Origin of the sequence: Janthinobacterium sp. SUN026 (assembly GCF_030397625.1) — a bacterium.
Taxonomy (GTDB): Bacteria; Pseudomonadota; Gammaproteobacteria; order Burkholderiales; family Burkholderiaceae_D; genus Janthinobacterium; species Janthinobacterium kumbetense.
In genome coordinates this window covers 400,462-416,160 of sequence record NZ_JAPQNU010000003.1, presented here as the reverse complement: position 1 = coordinate 416,160, position 15,699 = coordinate 400,462, and the positions used below count along the sequence as shown (strand labels likewise).

General features: G+C 62.3%; 14 protein-coding genes and 1 riboswitch. Of the genes, 6 read left to right on the top strand and 8 right to left on the bottom strand.

Features of this window, described 5'->3' with window-relative positions; all coding sequences use genetic code 11:
• Window positions 1-2 precede the first annotated feature (2 nt).
• The 4 genes from OX459_RS16570 to OX459_RS16555 all read right to left on the bottom strand — a co-directional run bounded on the left by OX459_RS16570 (window position 3) and on the right by OX459_RS16555 (window position 4,097).
• Window positions 3-1,085 (bottom strand): GTP-binding protein, encoded by a 1,083-nt coding sequence (locus OX459_RS16570; protein ID WP_289905851.1) that lies wholly within the window; start codon window positions 1,083-1,085, stop codon window positions 3-5.
• A gap of 135 nt (window positions 1,086-1,220) precedes the next feature.
• Window positions 1,221-2,165 (bottom strand): tyrosine recombinase XerC, encoded by a 945-nt coding sequence (locus OX459_RS16565; protein ID WP_289905850.1) that lies wholly within the window; start codon window positions 2,163-2,165, stop codon window positions 1,221-1,223.
• Window positions 2,166-2,172: 7 nt separating this feature from the next.
• On the bottom strand, window positions 2,173-2,850 hold the full coding sequence (locus OX459_RS16560; RefSeq protein ID WP_099665791.1) for a DUF484 family protein: 678 nt from the start codon (window positions 2,848-2,850) through the stop codon (window positions 2,173-2,175).
• A 179-nt stretch (window positions 2,851-3,029) separates the two neighbouring features.
• Complete coding sequence (locus OX459_RS16555; RefSeq protein ID WP_289905849.1) at window positions 3,030-4,097, bottom strand: porin; 1,068 nt, start codon at window positions 4,095-4,097, stop codon at window positions 3,030-3,032.
• Between the two features lie 415 nt (window positions 4,098-4,512).
• On the opposite strand from OX459_RS16555, the gene OX459_RS16550 reads away from it, so the two are divergent.
• Window positions 4,513-6,015, top strand: coding sequence for a hypothetical protein (locus tag OX459_RS16550; RefSeq protein WP_289905848.1), 1,503 nt, complete (start codon window positions 4,513-4,515; stop codon window positions 6,013-6,015).
• Between the two features lie 11 nt (window positions 6,016-6,026).
• Here OX459_RS16550 and dapF read toward each other — a convergent pair whose 3' ends face one another.
• Genes dapF through OX459_RS16535 form a run of 3 tightly spaced genes read right to left on the bottom strand, consistent with a single transcriptional unit; the run spans window position 6,027 to window position 8,643 of the window.
• Window positions 6,027-6,890, bottom strand: a complete 864-nt coding sequence (gene dapF / locus OX459_RS16545; RefSeq protein ID WP_289905847.1) for a diaminopimelate epimerase — start codon at window positions 6,888-6,890, stop codon at window positions 6,027-6,029.
• Between the two features lie 11 nt (window positions 6,891-6,901).
• Window positions 6,902-7,777 (bottom strand): lipid A biosynthesis acyltransferase, encoded by an 876-nt coding sequence (locus OX459_RS16540; RefSeq protein WP_077398734.1) that lies wholly within the window; start codon window positions 7,775-7,777, stop codon window positions 6,902-6,904.
• A complete protein-coding gene (locus OX459_RS16535; protein ID WP_077398736.1) occupies window positions 7,774-8,643 on the bottom strand; it encodes a lysophospholipid acyltransferase family protein in 870 nt (289 codons plus the stop codon). Before OX459_RS16535 ends, OX459_RS16540 begins: the two co-directional genes overlap by 4 nt.
• Window positions 8,644-8,831: 188 nt before the next feature.
• On the opposite strand from OX459_RS16535, the gene metK reads away from it, so the two are divergent.
• From metK to metF, 4 genes are all read left to right on the top strand, one after another.
• Window positions 8,832-9,998: a methionine adenosyltransferase gene (metK, locus tag OX459_RS16530; protein ID WP_034783537.1), complete on the top strand. Its 1,167-nt coding sequence runs from the start codon at window positions 8,832-8,834 to the stop codon at window positions 9,996-9,998.
• A 123-nt stretch (window positions 9,999-10,121) separates the two neighbouring features.
• A riboswitch (S-adenosyl-L-homocysteine riboswitch) is annotated at window positions 10,122-10,190 on the top strand.
• Window positions 10,191-10,217: 27 nt separating this feature from the next.
• Window positions 10,218-11,642, top strand: a complete 1,425-nt coding sequence (gene ahcY, locus OX459_RS16525; protein ID WP_034783536.1) for an adenosylhomocysteinase — start codon at window positions 10,218-10,220, stop codon at window positions 11,640-11,642.
• Window positions 11,643-11,836: 194 nt separating this feature from the next.
• Window positions 11,837-12,193 carry a phage holin family protein gene (locus tag OX459_RS16520; protein WP_099665786.1) on the top strand — a complete coding sequence of 119 codons (357 nt, stop codon included), beginning with the start codon at window positions 11,837-11,839 and terminating at the stop codon, window positions 12,191-12,193.
• On the top strand, window positions 12,180-13,010 hold the full coding sequence (gene metF / locus OX459_RS16515) for a methylenetetrahydrofolate reductase [NAD(P)H] (RefSeq protein ID WP_034783533.1): 831 nt from the start codon (window positions 12,180-12,182) through the stop codon (window positions 13,008-13,010). The genes OX459_RS16520 and metF overlap by 14 nt, the downstream gene beginning before the upstream one ends.
• Before the next feature lie 63 nt (window positions 13,011-13,073).
• On the opposite strand, the gene OX459_RS16510 is transcribed toward metF, so the two are convergent.
• Window positions 13,074-13,601, bottom strand: coding sequence for a 5-formyltetrahydrofolate cyclo-ligase (locus OX459_RS16510; protein ID WP_289905845.1), 528 nt, complete (start codon window positions 13,599-13,601; stop codon window positions 13,074-13,076).
• 137 nt (window positions 13,602-13,738) lie between these two features.
• Here OX459_RS16510 and OX459_RS16505 point away from each other — a divergent pair, with 137 nt between their 5' ends.
• Window positions 13,739-15,694, top strand: coding sequence for a lytic transglycosylase domain-containing protein (locus OX459_RS16505; RefSeq protein ID WP_289905844.1), 1,956 nt, complete (start codon window positions 13,739-13,741; stop codon window positions 15,692-15,694).
• Window positions 15,695-15,699: the final 5 nt, after the last annotated feature.

The window sequence follows — 15,699 nt, the reverse complement described above, 5'->3', positions numbered from 1 at the left end:
GTTTATACCAAACATTGTTCGAGTCCGCGAATAAAAATGTCTTTTGGTAGATTCTTGCCAATAAACACCATTTTGCTGCCGCGCACTTCATTTTCGCCCCATTTGGCGCCCAGGTCGCTGCCCATCAGCTGGTGCACGCCCTGGAAGACCACCTTGCGCTCCGCGCCCTGCATCAGCAGCACGCCCTTGTAGCGCAGCATGCGCGGGCCATACACTTGCACCAGGCCGCCGAGGAACTCGTCGAGCTTGGCGCTGTCGAACGGTTGCGTGCTCTTGAAAACAAAGGCGGCGATATCGTCGCTGTGCTGCGCATGGTGATGGTCGGCATGGCCGCAATCGGTGGCGCAGGCGTCGCTATGCTTGTGCCCGTGGCCGTGCTCATCTGCGTGCTCATGCGCGTGATCGTGGTCGTGGACGTGCGCCGTTTCGGTCGCCAGGAAATCCGGGTCCAGTTCCAGCTTTTCATTCAGGTTGAAGCCGCGGATGTCGAGCACCTCGGCCAGCGGCGCGCGGCCGAAATCGACCTTGGCGATGGGCGCGCGCGGGTTGATGCGTTTCAGGCGGCGCGTCAGGACGGCCACGTCGTCTTCACTGACGAGGTCGGTTTTCGACAGCAGCAGCTTGTCGGCAAAGCCCACTTGCCGCTGGGCTTCCTCGTATTCGTCTAGTTGCTTCATGGCATGACGGGCATCGACTACCGTGATAATAGCGTCGAGCATGTAATGGCTGCCCACTTCTTCATCGACAAAGAAGGTTTGCGCCACGGGACCGGGATTGGCCAGGCCCGTCGTTTCGATGACGACGCGGTCGAACGCCAGCAAGCCGGCGTCGCGCTTGCGCGCCAGTTCCGTCAGGCCCACGATGAGGTCGCCCCGCACGGTGCAGCAGATGCAGCCGTTGTTCATCTCGATGATGTGTTCGTTGCTATCCTGCACCAGGATCTCGTTATCGATGTTTTCCTGGCCAAACTCGTTTTCGATCACGGCGATGCGCATGCCGTGCTCTTCCTGCAGTATGCGGTTGAGCAAGGTGGTTTTGCCTGCGCCCAGGAAACCGGTGAGGATGGTGGTTGGAATCAGTGCCATGAGAGATGCCTTGTAATCGGTGGTGCCGCCGCGCAAGCGGAAGAATGCGGACGATTATGCCGGAATTTTGCAAAAGCTTGCAAATGCGCGCCCATCCGCTTGATATGGATCAGGCTGCCCCACCGGCGCCGCTGCCTACTTGAGCTTGGCGCGCGGGTGCGCCTGGTCGTACACGTGCGCCAGGTGCTGGAAGTCGAGGGCCGTGTAGACCTGGGTCGAGGTGATGCTGGAATGGCCCAGCATTTCCTGCACGGCGCGCAAGTCGCCCGACGATTGCAGCACGTGCGAAGCGAACGAGTGGCGCAGCACGTGCGGGTGCACGTTGGCGGGAATGTCCGTCGCCAGCGCGTGCGCCTTCAGGCGCAGCTGCAGCACGCGGGGCGAGATGCGCGTGCCGCGCGTGCTTAAAAACAAGGCAGCGCTGCCATCCTTGGCTGGCGGGCGCACGCCCAGCCAGGCGGTCAGGGCCACGAGGGCCGCCTTGCCGACGGGCACCTTGCGCATCTTGTTGCCCTTGCCCGTGACGATGACTTCGAAGCTGGCCATGTCGAGCCAGCCCAGCGAGGCGGGCTGGCCGCCGTCGGCCTTGCAGTAATGGGTGTCCAGGCTGGTCAGTTCGGAGACGCGCAAGCCGCTCGAGTACAGCAGTTCGAACATGGCGCGGTTGCACAGCTGTTCCGGTTCGGCGGCGCCTTGCTGGTGTTGCGCGGGCGCCACGAGGCGCACGGCATCGTCCACCGACAGGGCTTTCGGCAAGGTCTTGGCCCGCTTGGGGGCGCGGATGCCGTCGACGGGATTGGCGTCGAGCGGGGTTTCCCCGCTGAGCCAGTTGAAAAAGCCCCGCCACGACGACAGCTTGCGGGCGATCGAACGCGGGTCGAGGCCGCCGGCGTGCAGCTTGGCCGTGTAGCGGCGCACTTCGTTGTGCGCCAGCGCCGTCCACGGCGTACTGCCGCTCAGTTCCAGCAAGGCGCGCAAGTCGCGCCCGTAGGCGTCCAGCGTATGCGGCGACAGCTTGCGCTGCATGGCCAGCTGCGCCAGATAGGCGTCGAGCCAGTCAGCCTTGCCGCGCGCCTCCATGGCTTGCTCAGGCAGGCGTGCCGGCGCGCAGCGCGGCCAGGGCGGCGCTGGCCGTGGCGCCGATATGCACGAGGAAGTCCGTGCCCATGCTCGAGGTAAAGCGTTCGCTGTCGGGCGAACCGAGCACCAGCAAGCCGAAGGTGCCTGTGGTGTTCGGCGCGCGCAGGGCGATCATGACGGTCGATTCGATCTTGTCGGCCTGCAACCAGTGCACGGCTTCGAAATCGCGGTTGCTGCCGCAGTACGGCGCTTGCAGGCTGTTGGCGAACATGCGCACGTCGGCCGTCACATCTTCCGTGAACCAGCCGTTGGCGTGTTCCGGCAACACTTGCCACAGGCGCAGGCTGACGCAGGGCACGTCGAAATTGCTTTGCAAGGCGTCGACCAGCACGCGCGGCATGTCCGCATCGTTGCGCACTTGCAGCATGGCCTGGTTCCAGCCGTGGAATTTGCTGGCGATGTCGCCATTTTCCTCGGCCAGGCGGCTCAGCTTGGACATGCGCAGTTCCAGCGCCTTGTACTTGTCGCGCATCACTTCCATCTGCCGCTCCTGCAGCGAGATGGTGCGTCCCGTCAGCGGGCTGCTCAGCTTGACCTCACCGAGCAGGGCGGTATGCTCTTCGAAGAAATTCGGGTGCTCGCTCAGGTACTGGGCGACGGTGCTGGAATCGAGTGTGGCGGTCATTGAGAATATCTGTCAGTGAAAGTTGAACACTTCATTCTAACCGAGAGTGCGGCGGCATAGGCGCAAAGGGGACGGCGTCTATGCATTTTCCGCGCACGCATGAAAAAAGCGGCATGGTTGCCCATGCCGCCTTGCATTCTTAGCTCAGCAATCACCCGTGAAGGGTGACCGGCCGGGCATTAGAAGTTGTGGTGTAAGCCCAGGCCGATGTAGCTGACCGAGGTGGTGTTGTTGTAGTTGGTGAGGCTGGCCGATTTCTTGTTCGAAATATCTGCGTACAGGTAGGTACGCTTCGACAGATTGTAGTCGTAGCCCAGCGATGCTTGCTTGGTCTTGGCGACGCCATCCGGCGTTTTTTGACCGTAGCCAGCGCGGATCTTGCCTGGGCCGACGTCATAGTTGGCGCCCAGCACCCACGATTTGGTGTCGGTGTTGACGATTTTGAAATTGCCGTCATCCTGATGTTGGTACGTTGCCATCAGTTTCAATTCCGCGATCGGATTGAACGATGCGCCGACCGACCACAGCTTGGCTTGCAGGCCGTTACGCTCGTAGGCAGCCATGGCGGCGAACTGGGCATTGTTGTACGTTGCCGACACCGAGTACGGATTCGATTCTGGCACCACATTGGCTGGCAGGGCGAAGTTGCCGGTGGCATTCGTCGTCAGGTTGCGCACGGTGGCGGTAACGGCGGCGTTGTTGTTCGCTTCCTTGGCAGCCACGGTGGCGTTGAACTGGAAGCCGCTGATGACTGGCGAGTTATAGAACACGGCGTTGGAGAAGCGGTTCTGCGAGTTACCCGGTGCGCTCAGCGGATCGCTGGTGTAGCCGGCGACGGTCAGGTCGGTCTGGAAACCGGCTTTCGTCGGCATGCCCGACCATGGTTCGAATGCGGTGCTCGTTTCCTGGAAGGCGGTCAGGCCACGGCCCAGGCGTACGGTACCGAAGTCGCCTTGCAGGCCGACGCGGCTTTGACCCTGGAACAGCGGACGGGCGTTGTTTTCCAGCGTGCCCGTGTCGGATTCATAGCGAATTTCCAGTTGGAAAATAGCTTTCAAGCCATTGCCCAGATCTTCCGTGCCCTTGAAGCCCAGTTTGTTGTTGTCGCGCTTGGTAACGGCGGTGGTCGAACCCGTCGTTTTGCCCAGACCTGCATCGATCGTGCCGTAGATTTGGACGGACGACTGCGCTTGTGCTGTGGCGGCAAAGGCGCCGAAGAGTGCGAGGGCAACGAGTGATTTTTTCATGTCTTATTCCCTATTAAAAGTGAGTTCCGTCCGAGATCCGAGCAGATTGAAATGCGCTAACTGTCGCGTTTCGATGAATGAACCTTAATTCGTCGGCGCGCAAGACGTGCGGGATTGGTCAAATGTGCGTGAAAAGATTGGTGAAAAGCGGCATAACTGCATGCCCCTGTTGTATTTTTGTAACGCGCGGTTTTTGCCGAGCCCGCGCCGAGGGGCAGCGTTCTCCCACCGCCACGCTAGCGATGCCTTGCCATATTGGCATGTCCGCGCCAGGTCATTGTTGCGTTGAATCAAGTTCTTGAGGCCGCTTTGGCGGATTTATGACACAAGGACGGTACACTAAGGGACGGCCTGCGTTGATGGGCCTGGAGACGGCTCACTATTATTAGAATCATTGACTCAATATCGAGAATCGATGGCAAATCGCGAAACATTAGGATTGATCAAGGGCGCACGTGCGGGCGATGTCGCTTGCCAGCTGGCGTTGGGACGGGTGTATCTGTTTGGACAGGGTGTGCCGCAAAGCTTGCCCACGGCCTTGCACTGGCTGGCGCGGGCGGCCCAGGAAGATAGCGAGGAGGCGTGCTTGCTGATTGGCACGCATGTGCCGTTCGAAGTGGCGCAGCCGGCAGCCAAGGCGCTGATTCCCTATTACGCGCAGGCGTTCGATGCGGGCCTGGTGCAGGCGGGCCTGGTGCTGGCGCAACTGGTGCTGGGCAATGCCGCCAGCCATTGCGAAGCCTTGCGCGCCAAGGCGCGCGTGGCGCTGGACGCGGCCGTGCGGGCCGGCTTGCCCGATGCGCAATGGTTGTTGTCCATGCAAGAAGGATCGCTTGCCGCTGCCGGGGCGGACATCAGCCTTGCTGGCGAGCAAGTCCTCGATGGCGACGCGCCGCTGTACTCGTGGCTGGAGCAGGCCTGGAGCCAAGGCAACCATGCGGGCTTCCTGTCGCAAGGCTTGCCGCTGGCGCGCGAGCTGCTGCAGCGCCAGGCGGCGGCCGGGGCGCGCACCATCGCCCTCGATGCGCAGCAGGTGTTGCTGCTGTCGCGTTGCGCCCAGGCCCTGGCGCCTGGCGGCGATGCCGAGGGCTGGCAGTGTTGCGAGCTGGCCGCGCATGGCGGCGACCGCACGGCGCAGCTGGAGCTGGGACTCGGCTATGCGCGCATGGATGCGCATGGCCAGCGGCTGGCCACGCGCAACGGCGCGGCCAATTTCAAGCGGGCCGTGCGCTGGCTGACGCAGGCTGGCGAGCAGGGACTGGCCGAAGCCTGGTTCGTGCTGTCGCGCATCTATACGAAACCGGAATTTTCCCAGCGCAATGTGGTCGAAGCCCATTCCTGCCTGGAGCGTGCCGCCGACCTGGGGCATGGCCCGGCCCAGCTCGAGTGCGGCATGCATGCCTGGCGTAATCGCCGCGACGGCGTCAACAACGATGTGCGGGCCGCGTACTGGCTGCTGCAGGCGCAGGCGCAAGGCAGCCGTGAGGCGGAGGCGGCGCTGGCGAAGATCGCGCCGCACGGCGAACCCGGCGACTGGGGCCAGTGCGCCGCCATGCAGGCCGATGGGCATTTACGGCAATTGGACCAGAGCCATCCCCTGCTGGCGATGCGGCTGGCCCTGGCGCGCTGTTTTCATCTGTCGCGTGCCGAGGCATTGCTGCTCGATATACACGCGGCCGACCAGGGGCATTGTCTGTTGATCGATATCAGCGCCACGCATGGACGCGGCAAGCGGCGCCTGGCATTGATCCGCACGGCGCAGGAGCGCCAGCTGCTGGACCAGGCGGTGCGCCTGTTCGAGCGCGTCGATTGCGGCGTGGCGGGTCCGGAAGGCAATTACCGGCAGCGCCTGTACCGCCTGAAGTGCTACCTGGCCGAACTTGATGTTGCGCAGGAACAGCAGTTCCTGGCGGCCTGACTTTTACTGGCTTACAGTTCGATCGTGCCTTCGAACACGGTCACGGCCGGGCCCGTCATCAGGACGGGATGGCCGGGACCTTGCCAGGCGATCGACAGTTCACCGCCGCGCGCGCTGATGCGCACGGGGGAATCGAGCAAGCCGCGCAAGATGCCCGCCACGGCGGCGGCGCAGGCGCCCGTGCCGCACGCCAGGGTTTCACCCGCGCCCCGTTCAAACACGCGCAGTTTCACGTGCTGGCGGTCGACGATCTGCATGTAGCCGGCGTTGACCCTGCGGGGAAAGCGCGGGTGGTGCTCGATGCGCGGGCCCGTCGCGTCCAGGTCTTGCGCATCGACATCGTCGACCACTTGCACGGCGTGCGGATTGCCCATCGACACGACGGACACCAGCACGGGCGACGTTTGGCCCGGCAGCGCCAGGTCCAGCGGCCACACGGTGTCCTTGCCTTGCGCTATGCCGTCCAGGCCGCTGGCATCGAACGGCACCAGCTTTGGCTCCAGCACGGGCGCGCCCATGTCGACCGTGATGCTGCCGTCGATCTCCAGGCGCGGCGCGATGATGCCGGCCATGGTTTCCACGCGGATGCTGGTCTTGTCGGACAAGCCTTTTTCGCTGACGAACTTGACGAAGGCACGTGCGCCGTTGCCGCATTGCTCGACTTCGCCGCCATCGTTGTTATAGATGCGGTAGCGGAAGTCGCAGCCGGGCAGGCGCGGCTTTTCCACCACGAGGATCTGGTCGGCGCCGATGCCGAAACGGCGGTCGGCCAGGCGCTGCCACTGGGCCGGCGTGAAGTCGATCTCTTGATGGATGGCGTCGATGACGATGAAGTCATTGCCGGCGCCATGCATTTTGGTAAATTGGAGTTTCATGGTCTGCCGTATCACTTGTGCTGGTTATAGAACGACGCTTCGCCTTCCGGACGCGTCTTGAAGCGCTTATGCGTCCAGAAATACTCGGCCGGCGCTTCGCGCACGCGCTCTTCGATGAATTCGTTCATGCGGCGCGTGGCCGCCGTGATGTCGTCGCCCGGATAATCGTCCCACGCCGGGTAATACGTCACTTGCCAGCCCTGGTAGTTGGGCAGGAAGGTGGCGATGACGGGAATGACTTGCGCCTTGGCGGCCAGCGCCAGGCGCGCCGTGGCCGTCAGGGTAGCGGCGGGCACGCCGAAGAAGGGCACGAATTCCGCATCCTTTTCGCCGAAATCCATGTCCGGCAGCATGAAATACGGCAAGCCGTCGCGCAGCGCGCGCAGGATCGTCTTGATGCCGTCCTGGCGCGTAAACAGCTTGGGCGGCTTGAAGCGCGAACGGCCGTTGCGCAAGGCCTGGTCGAAGGCGGCGTTCTTTTGCTGCACATACATTGACGAGGCGGAAATTTCCATGGCCGTGGCGGCGCCGGCCACGTCGAGGCAGACGAAGTGCGGGCACAGCAGGATGGTCGGCTTGGCCGCGATCTGCTGGCCCGGGAAGGCGGGCACCTTTTTGATCAGGCGGTTCAGGCGCGCTTCCGACGACCACCACAGGATGCTGCGTTCCCACACGCTGCGCGAATACGCCTGGAAATGCTGGCGCGCCAGCGCCACGCGCTGGGCTTCCGTCAATTCCGGCATGCACAGGCGCAGATTCGTCAGGGCAATCTTACGCCGCGTGGGCATGGCGATGAACAGCAGGCTGCCGACGGCCACGCCGAAGCGGCCGAGGATGGGCAAGGGCAGCCAGTGCAGCAGCCACATGAAGGCGATCAGCAGTCTCATGCCTGCTCCCCGGCGGCATCCGGCGCGGCGGGCGTGGGCGGCGGCGCGCCGCGCGGCACTTTATAGCGATTGTAGCTCCACAGGTATTGCGCCGGGCTGCGCGCGATCAATTGTTCCATGGCCGCATTGATGGTGCGCGCCTGTTCCGCCGAGGTGCTGTCGAGGGACTCGGTGAAAGGCACGAAATGCACGACATAGCCGCGCCCGCCCGGCAGGCGTTCCGCGTAGGTGATGATGACTTCGGCGCCGCCCATCTGTGCCAGCTTGGCGGGCAGGGTCATGGTGTAGGCGGGGCGGCCGAAGAAATCGGCCCACACGCCTTCGCCTTCCTGCGGCACCTGGTCGGGCAGCAGGCCGATGGGCTGGCCTTTTTTCAGGCATTTGGCGAAGATGCGCACGCCCGACATATTGGCCGGCGCCAGCATCAGGTTTTCGCGCGCGCGCGCGCCTTCGATCAGCGGCTTCAATGCGGCGCGCTTGGGCGGGCGGTACATCACGGTGAGCGGCGTGCGCAGCGCGATTTGCTGGGCGACGATTTCAAAGCAGCCCAGGTGCGGCGTCAGGAAGACGATGCCGCGGCCATGCTGCAGCGCTTTTTCCACCAGTTCCCAGTTTTCCACCGTCGCATGGCGCGCCACGCGTTCGGCTGGCGCGCACCAGATGAAGGGCAGTTCCAGCACGCTCTTGCCCGCTTCGGCCACGGCCGTGTGCAAGTGTTGCGAAAACCCCGCACCTTGCATGTTCTCGCGCATGCGGCGGCGGTAGGACGGGGAAATGGCGTAAATTACCCAGCCGAGCGCAGCGCCCAGACCATGCAGGACGGGCAGGGGAAAGATCGATAAGAAGCGGAAAATTGGGACTAACATGTATAAGCGGTTTCCAGGAATGGCGTGTTGCCGTGCCAAAATTTTTTAAGAAGCGTAAAATACCACGTATGCAGTAACCGCTGAGTTAATAGACAACTTGCGATGCGGAATATAAATCTCGCTAAAGCGTCGCAGGCAAAATCCTCTTTACTGCGACAGAACATTCACATAGTAAACAGGAGCTTGCAATGTCAAACGACTATCTCTTCACTTCCGAATCCGTTTCGGAAGGCCATCCCGACAAGGTTGCCGATCAAATTTCCGACGCCATCCTTGACGCCATCCTGACCCAGGATCCAGCCGCCCGCGTGGCTGCCGAAACCCTGTGCAACACCGGTCTGGTGGTGCTGGCTGGCGAGATTACCACGCACGCCAATGTGGATTATATTCAAGTTGCGCGCGAAACCATCAAACGCATCGGCTACGACAACACGGAATACGGCATCGACTACAAGGGTTGCGCCGTGCTGGTGGCCTACGACAAGCAATCGCCGGACATCGCGCAAGGCGTCGATGAAGGTGCTGGCATTGACCTGGATCAAGGCGCTGGCGATCAGGGCTTGATGTTCGGTTACGCCTGCGATGAAACGGCCGAGCTGATGCCTGCCGCCATCCACTACGCGCACCGTCTGGTCGAGCGCCAGTCGCAACTGCGCAAGGATGGCCGTTTGCCATGGTTGCGTCCGGATGCGAAATCGCAAGTCACGTTGCGCTACGTCGATGGCCGCCCGGTCGGCGTGCACACGGTCGTGCTGTCGACCCAGCATGCGCCGGAAATCTCGCACAAGCAGATCGAAGAAGCCGTCATCGAAGAAATCATCAAGCCGATCCTGCCGCGCGAATGGCTGACGGAGACCAAATTCCTCGTCAACCCGACGGGCCGTTTCGTCATCGGCGGTCCGCAAGGCGATTGCGGCTTGACCGGCCGCAAGATCATCGTCGACACCTACGGCGGCGCAGCCCCGCACGGCGGCGGCGCGTTCTCGGGCAAGGATCCGTCGAAAGTCGACCGTTCGGCAGCCTACGCGGCCCGCTACGTGGCGAAAAACATCGTCGCGGCCGGCCTGGCGCGCCAATGCCAGGTGCAGGTCAGCTACGCCATCGGCGTGGCCAAGCCGATCAACATCACCGTCTACACGGAAGGCACAGGCGTCATTCCCGACGCGGAAATCGCCAAGCTGGTGCTGGCGCACTTTGATCTGCGTCCAAAAGGCATCGTGCAAATGCTCGACCTGTTGCGCCCGATCTACCAGAAGAGCGCCGCCTACGGCCATTTCGGCCGCGAAGAGCCGGAATTCACGTGGGAGCGCACGGACAAGGTCGCCCTGCTGCGCGACGCTGCCGGCCTGAAGTAATCTAGTCGGATTTGCAAGAAAAGCGCCCCGGCCTGCTGGCCGCGGGCGCTTTTTTTATGTGTTGTTACGTGGCAATGCCGTGCAAACAGGCTGGCGCGGCGGCCTTGACAATGATAAAATCCCGTGTCCGAGGAGCGTTGCGACGAAGAAATTCGCCAGGCTCGGAATATCCTGCAACTGCGCTCACGTACCTTTTTCAACAACTGAAAGGAGGGCGTGATGAACGCCGTACTCAAATCGCAACACGACTACACCATCGCCGATATCACCTTGGCCGCATGGGGCGACAAAGAAATCAAGATTGCTGAAACGGAAATGCCTGGCCTGATGGCCATCCGCGAAGAATTCGCGGCAGCGCAGCCTCTGAAAGGCGCGCGCATCACCGGTTCCATCCACATGACCATCCAGACCGCCGTGCTGATCCAGACCCTGGAAGCACTGGGCGCGCAAGTGCGTTGGGCATCGTGCAACATTTACTCCACGCAAGATCATGCCGCCGCCGCCATCGCTGCCGCCGGCACGCCTGTGTTCGCCGTCAAGGGCGAGTCGCTGGACGACTACTGGGAATACACGCACCGCATCTTCGAATGGCCGAACGTGGACGGCAAGGCCGTCTACTCGAACATGATCCTCGACGATGGCGGCGACGCCACCCTGCTGCTGCACCTGGGCGTGCGCGCGGAAACCGACCTGTCGGTACTGGCCAATCCAGGCTCGGAAGAAGAAATCTGCCTGTTCAACTCGATCAAGAAGCACTTGCTGGCCGATCCGACCTGGTACTCGAAGCGTCTGCCGGAAATCCTCGGCGTGACGGAAGAAACCACCACCGGCGTGCACCGTTTGTATCAAATGCACAAGGAAGGCAAGCTGGCTTTCCCTGCGATCAACGTGAACGATTCCGTCACGAAATCGAAATTCGACAACCTGTATGGCTGCCGCGAATCGCTGGTCGACGGCATCAAGCGCGCCACCGACGTGATGATCGCCGGTAAGGTCGCCGTCATCGCCGGTTACGGTGACGTAGGTAAAGGTTCGGCCCAGGCCATGCGCGCCCTGTCGGCGCAAGTGTGGGTGACGGAAGTCGATCCGATCTGCGCATTGCAGGCGGCGATGGAAGGCTACCGCGTCGTGACCATGGATTACGCGTGCGAACACGGCGACATTTTCGTCACCTGCACCGGCAACTACCACATCCTCACGCACGATCACCTGACGCGCATGAAAGACCAGGCCATCGTCTGCAACATTGGCCACTTTGACAATGAAATCGACGTTGCTTCGTTGAAACAATACGAGTGGGAAAACATCAAGCCGCAAGTCGACCACATCATCTTCCCGTCGGGCCGCCGCATCATCCTGCTGGCCGAAGGCCGCCTGGTCAACCTCGGTTGCGGCACGGGCCACCCGTCGTACGTGATGAGCTCGTCGTTCGCCAACCAGACGATCGCCCAGATCGAGCTGTACGCGAACACGGCCAACTACCCGGTCGGCGTGTACACCTTGCCGAAACACCTCGATGAAAAAGTCGCTCGTTTGCAACTCAAAAAGTTGAATGCGCAGCTGACGGAACTGACGCAAGAGCAAGCCGACTACATCGGCGTGCGCACGGAAGGTCCATACAAGCCCGACCACTACCGCTACTAATCGGTTGCTTGCCTCGGGAACCTACTGCGCGGCGCGGGGCGCGGCCGGCGATGCTCGCTGTACCTTCGTACAGCTGCGCTTCTCGGCCACGCCGCGCATCCGCTCGCTACGGTTCGCGAGGCAACAAGGCTCACTTGTGTAATTTAAAAGTCCGGCCGTTGCCGGTCGATTATCACTTTTGACAGGCTAGAGAAATGCGCTTGCTACTGATTTGGTTTATCAATGCGGCGGCCCTGTTTGCCGTCCCATACCTGATGCACTCGGTGACGATGAGCAGCGGCTGGACCGCGCTGCTGGCCGCTGCCGTGCTGGGGCTGGTCAATGCGCTGATCCGTCCCTTGCTGATCCTGCTGACCCTGCCCGTGACGTTCTTGTCGCTGGGCCTGTTCATTTTGATCATCAACGGCTTCATGTTCTGGCTGGTGGCGCAGATGATCGCTGGTTTCCATGTCGCCAGTTTCTGGTCTGCCGTGGGCGGTGCCATTCTGTACAGCATCATTTCCTGGGCCTTGTCGACCTTACTTTTGAGCAACGACGATGGAAAAGCATAACTTCAGTATTGAGTTTTTCCCGCCGAAAACCCCGGAAGGGGCGGAAAAGCTGCGCGCCACGCGTGTCAAGTTGTCTGAATTGCATCCGAAGTATTTCTCGGTGACCTTTGGCGCCGGCGGCACCACGCAGCAGGGTACGCTGGACACCGTGCGCGAGATCCTGGCGGCCGGCGAACAGGCCGCGCCCCACCTGTCTTGCGTGGGCGGTTCGCGCGAATCGATCCGCGCCGTGCTGGCCGACTTCAAGGCGGCCGGCGTGAACCGCATCGTGGCCTTGCGCGGCGACTTGCCCAGCGGCTATGGCGCCTCGGGCGAGTTCCGCTACGCCAACGAGTTGGTGGAATTCATCCGCGCCGAGACGGGCGACCATTTCCATATCGAAGTGGCTGCCTATCCGGAAGTGCACCCGCAAGCCCGTTCGCCGCAGGACGACCTGAACGCGTTCGCGCGCAAGGTGCAGGCCGGCGCCGATGCGGCCATCACCCAGTACTTCTACAATGCCGACGCGTATTTCCAGTTTGTCGAGCAGACGCAGAAGATGGGCATCAACGTGCCCATCGTGGCCGGCATCATGCCGATCACGAATTACACGCAATTGATGCGCTTTTCGGACATGTGCGGCGCGGAAATCCCACGCTGGGTGCGTCTGAAACTGGCCAGCTTCGGCGACGACAGCGCGTCCATCAAGGCCTTCGGCCTGGACGTGGTGACGGGCTTGTGCGAACGCCTGCTGGAAGGCGGCGCGCCAGGCTTACATTTCTATAGCATGAACCAGGCGGCGCCCACGACCGCACTGTGGCAGCGCCTGGTCAAGTAATTCCTTGCAGTTATAGCGCCTAACAAAACCGTCGCGACGCGCAGTAGGTTATGTTAGGTGCTTTCAGAGCAGATCTCCCTCGGTCACGATGTGATCGAGGGCGATGTCGTATTCGCCGTTGGGAAAGCTTGCCGCCAGGCAGGTATAGGCGATGCCCACGGTGCGCGGTCGGGGCAGTTGCGCCAGGGTGCGGTCGTAATACCCGCCGCCATAGCCGAGCCGGTACCGTTCCCCATTAAAACCCAGGCAAGGTACCAGCAGGGTGGCGGGCGCCGGGCGCAGGCGCAATTCGGCGGGCACGGCCACGCCCATGCCATCCTTGACCATCGCTTCTCCGGGCCGCCAGTCGCTGAATGCCAGCGGCGCATGCTTTTCCAGCACCACCGGCAAGCTTAATTGCACGCCGCGCGCGGCCAGCTGCGCATACGCGCCGTGCAGGTCCGGCTCGCCATGCAGGGGCCAGTACACGCCCAGTTCCTTGACGTTTTCCTGCGCGCACCAGTCCAGCAGGCGCTGCGCGATGGCCGCATCCCACTGCGCGCGCGTGGCGGCGGGCAGGGCGCGCCGGGCCGCCAGCAAGGCTTTGCGCAAGCCGGCTTTTTCCTGTGGCGCAATGGGTGGCCGTGCAGCCGGATCGCATGTTATTCTAGGGTCGCTATTCATATCACCATCAAGTTAAGATTGAGAGTCGTACATTGATTTCCCCACTGAAATGGATTGCCGGCACGATGCTGTGTGTTGCATCGGCCTTGTCTCCCCTGGCCGCCCTGGCCCAGGTGTCCGCCACCGTAACGCCTGCCGCTCCCGACACGCGCAGCGAGGACGATGCCTTCCTGCTGCTGCGCGACGCCGCGCGCAAGGATGACGTCGAAAAAGCCGACTTTTATGCGGGGCGCCTGACGAATTACCAGATTCCCTCGTATGTCGACTATTATCGGCTGAAACCGCGCATCAAACAGTTGACCGAGGCACAATTTCGCGATTACTTGAACCGCTACAAGGGCAGCGCCATCGCCGACCGTTTCCGCAACGACTGGCTGTTGGAACTGGGCCGCAAGCGCGACTGGGTCGTGTTTGATGAACAATACCCGCAATTCGCCCTCGACGACGACACCCAGCTCAAGTGCTACGCGCTGATGTCGCGCGCCGCCAAGGGGCAGAATGTGGCGTCCGAGGCGCGCAACCTGCTCGTCTCGCCGCCCGGCTATGGCGAAGCGTGCGGCAGCCTGATCGCGGCACTGGCGCAAAATGGCCAGTTCGACACGAATGACCTGTGGGCGCAGATCCGCCTGGCGGGCCAGACCAATGCCACGGGCCCGGCCCGCCGCATCGCGCTGTTGCTGGGCGCCTCCGACGCGAAGATGGCGCAAGCCATCGACTTGCCGGCGCTGGTGCTGGCCAAGGGCGCGGGCGCCAGCCGTGCCGATCACGAAATGTACCTGGTGGCCGTCGGCCGCATGGCGAAAAGCACCTTGAAACTGGGCGTGGTGGCCTTGCAAAAGGCGAGCGCGCAATTGACGCCGCAGGAACAGGCCATCGGCTGGGCCAGCCTGGCCCTGCAAGCGTCGTATGCGCTGGCGCCGGAAGCGTTCGAATATTGGCAAAAAACCAATGGCGTGCCCCTGACCCAGGAGCAGATGCAATGGAAGGCGCGTATCGCCTTGCGTGAAGGCAACTGGCCACTGGTGAAGGCCGCTATCCAGGCCATGCCGGCGTCCCTGCGCACGGATCCCACCTGGGTGTACTGGCTGGCGCGCGCGCAGCAGGCGGAAACGCCGGGCCGCCCGAATCCGCAGGCGGACGCCCTGTACCGCACGATTGCCGACCAATCGAATTTCTATGGCTTGCTGGCCAATGAAGAGCTGGGCAACCATCTGGTCTTGCCGCCGCCGGGCCAGCCCGTCAGCCCGACGGAAATCGCCGCCATGGCCGCCAATCCGGGCTTGCAGCGCGCCTTGAAATTTTTCAACATGCGCCTGCGCTTCGAAGGCACGCGCGAGTGGAACTGGGAATTGCGTTCGATGACGGACCGCCAGCATCTGGCGGCCGCGGAATTTGCGCGCCAAAACAATGTGCTCGACCGCATGGTCAATACCTCGGACCGCACGCGCCTGGAAGTGGACTATACGCAGCGCTACCCGACGCCGCACGACGACGTCATGCATCCGGCCACGCAAACCCTGGGCCTGGACAAGGCCTGGGTGTATGGCTTGATCCGCCAGGAATCACGCTTCATCATGGATGCGCAGTCGCACGTGGGCGCGTCCGGTTTGATGCAGGTCATGCCGTCGACGGCCCGCTATGTTGCCAAGAAGATCGGCCTCACCGATTTCGTCACGGAAACCTTGAGCGATGTGCGCACCAATGTCTTGCTGGGCACGAATTACCTGAACATGGTGCTTGGCGGTCTTGACGGTTCGCAAGTGCTGGCCAGCGCCGCCTACAACGCGGGACCTGGGCGCCTGCGCATCTGGCGCGCCACCATGACGCGTCCGCTGGAAGGCGCCGTCTTTGCCGAGATCATTCCGTACACGGAAACGCGCGGTTACGTGAAAAACGTGATGGCCAACGCCACCTATTACGCGGCCCTGTTCGAGAAGAGCCCGCAGTCGCTGAAGGCGCGCCTGGGCACCGTGGGACCGAAAAACAGCGCCGTTTCCGCCGATTTGCCATCATCCAACTAAAGTCC

Bases quoted from the DNA above. Each gene is read 5' to 3' on its own strand.
- OX459_RS16540 (WP_077398734.1), bottom strand. From the start codon at position 7,777: ATGAGACTGCTGATCGCCTTCATGTGGCTGCTGCACTGGCTGCCCTTG.
- OX459_RS16535 (WP_077398736.1), bottom strand. From the start codon at position 8,643: ATGTTAGTCCCAATTTTCCGCTTCTTATCGATCTTTCCCCTGCCCGTC.
- OX459_RS16550 (WP_289905848.1), top strand. From the start codon at position 4,513: ATGGCAAATCGCGAAACATTAGGATTGATCAAGGGCGCACGTGCGGGC.
- metF (WP_034783533.1), top strand. From the start codon at position 12,180: ATGGAAAAGCATAACTTCAGTATTGAGTTTTTCCCGCCGAAAACCCCG.
- ahcY (WP_034783536.1), top strand. From the start codon at position 10,218: ATGAACGCCGTACTCAAATCGCAACACGACTACACCATCGCCGATATC.
- OX459_RS16555 (WP_289905849.1), bottom strand. From the start codon at position 4,097: ATGAAAAAATCACTCGTTGCCCTCGCACTCTTCGGCGCCTTTGCCGCC.
- dapF (WP_289905847.1), bottom strand. From the start codon at position 6,890: ATGAAACTCCAATTTACCAAAATGCATGGCGCCGGCAATGACTTCATC.
- OX459_RS16505 (WP_289905844.1), top strand. From the start codon at position 13,739: ATGCTGTGTGTTGCATCGGCCTTGTCTCCCCTGGCCGCCCTGGCCCAG.
- metK (WP_034783537.1), top strand. From the start codon at position 8,832: ATGTCAAACGACTATCTCTTCACTTCCGAATCCGTTTCGGAAGGCCAT.
- OX459_RS16565 (WP_289905850.1), bottom strand. From the start codon at position 2,165: ATGGAGGCGCGCGGCAAGGCTGACTGGCTCGACGCCTATCTGGCGCAG.
- OX459_RS16520 (WP_099665786.1), top strand. From the start codon at position 11,837: ATGCGCTTGCTACTGATTTGGTTTATCAATGCGGCGGCCCTGTTTGCC.
- OX459_RS16560 (WP_099665791.1), bottom strand. From the start codon at position 2,850: ATGACCGCCACACTCGATTCCAGCACCGTCGCCCAGTACCTGAGCGAG.
- OX459_RS16570 (WP_289905851.1), bottom strand. From the start codon at position 1,085: ATGGCACTGATTCCAACCACCATCCTCACCGGTTTCCTGGGCGCAGGC.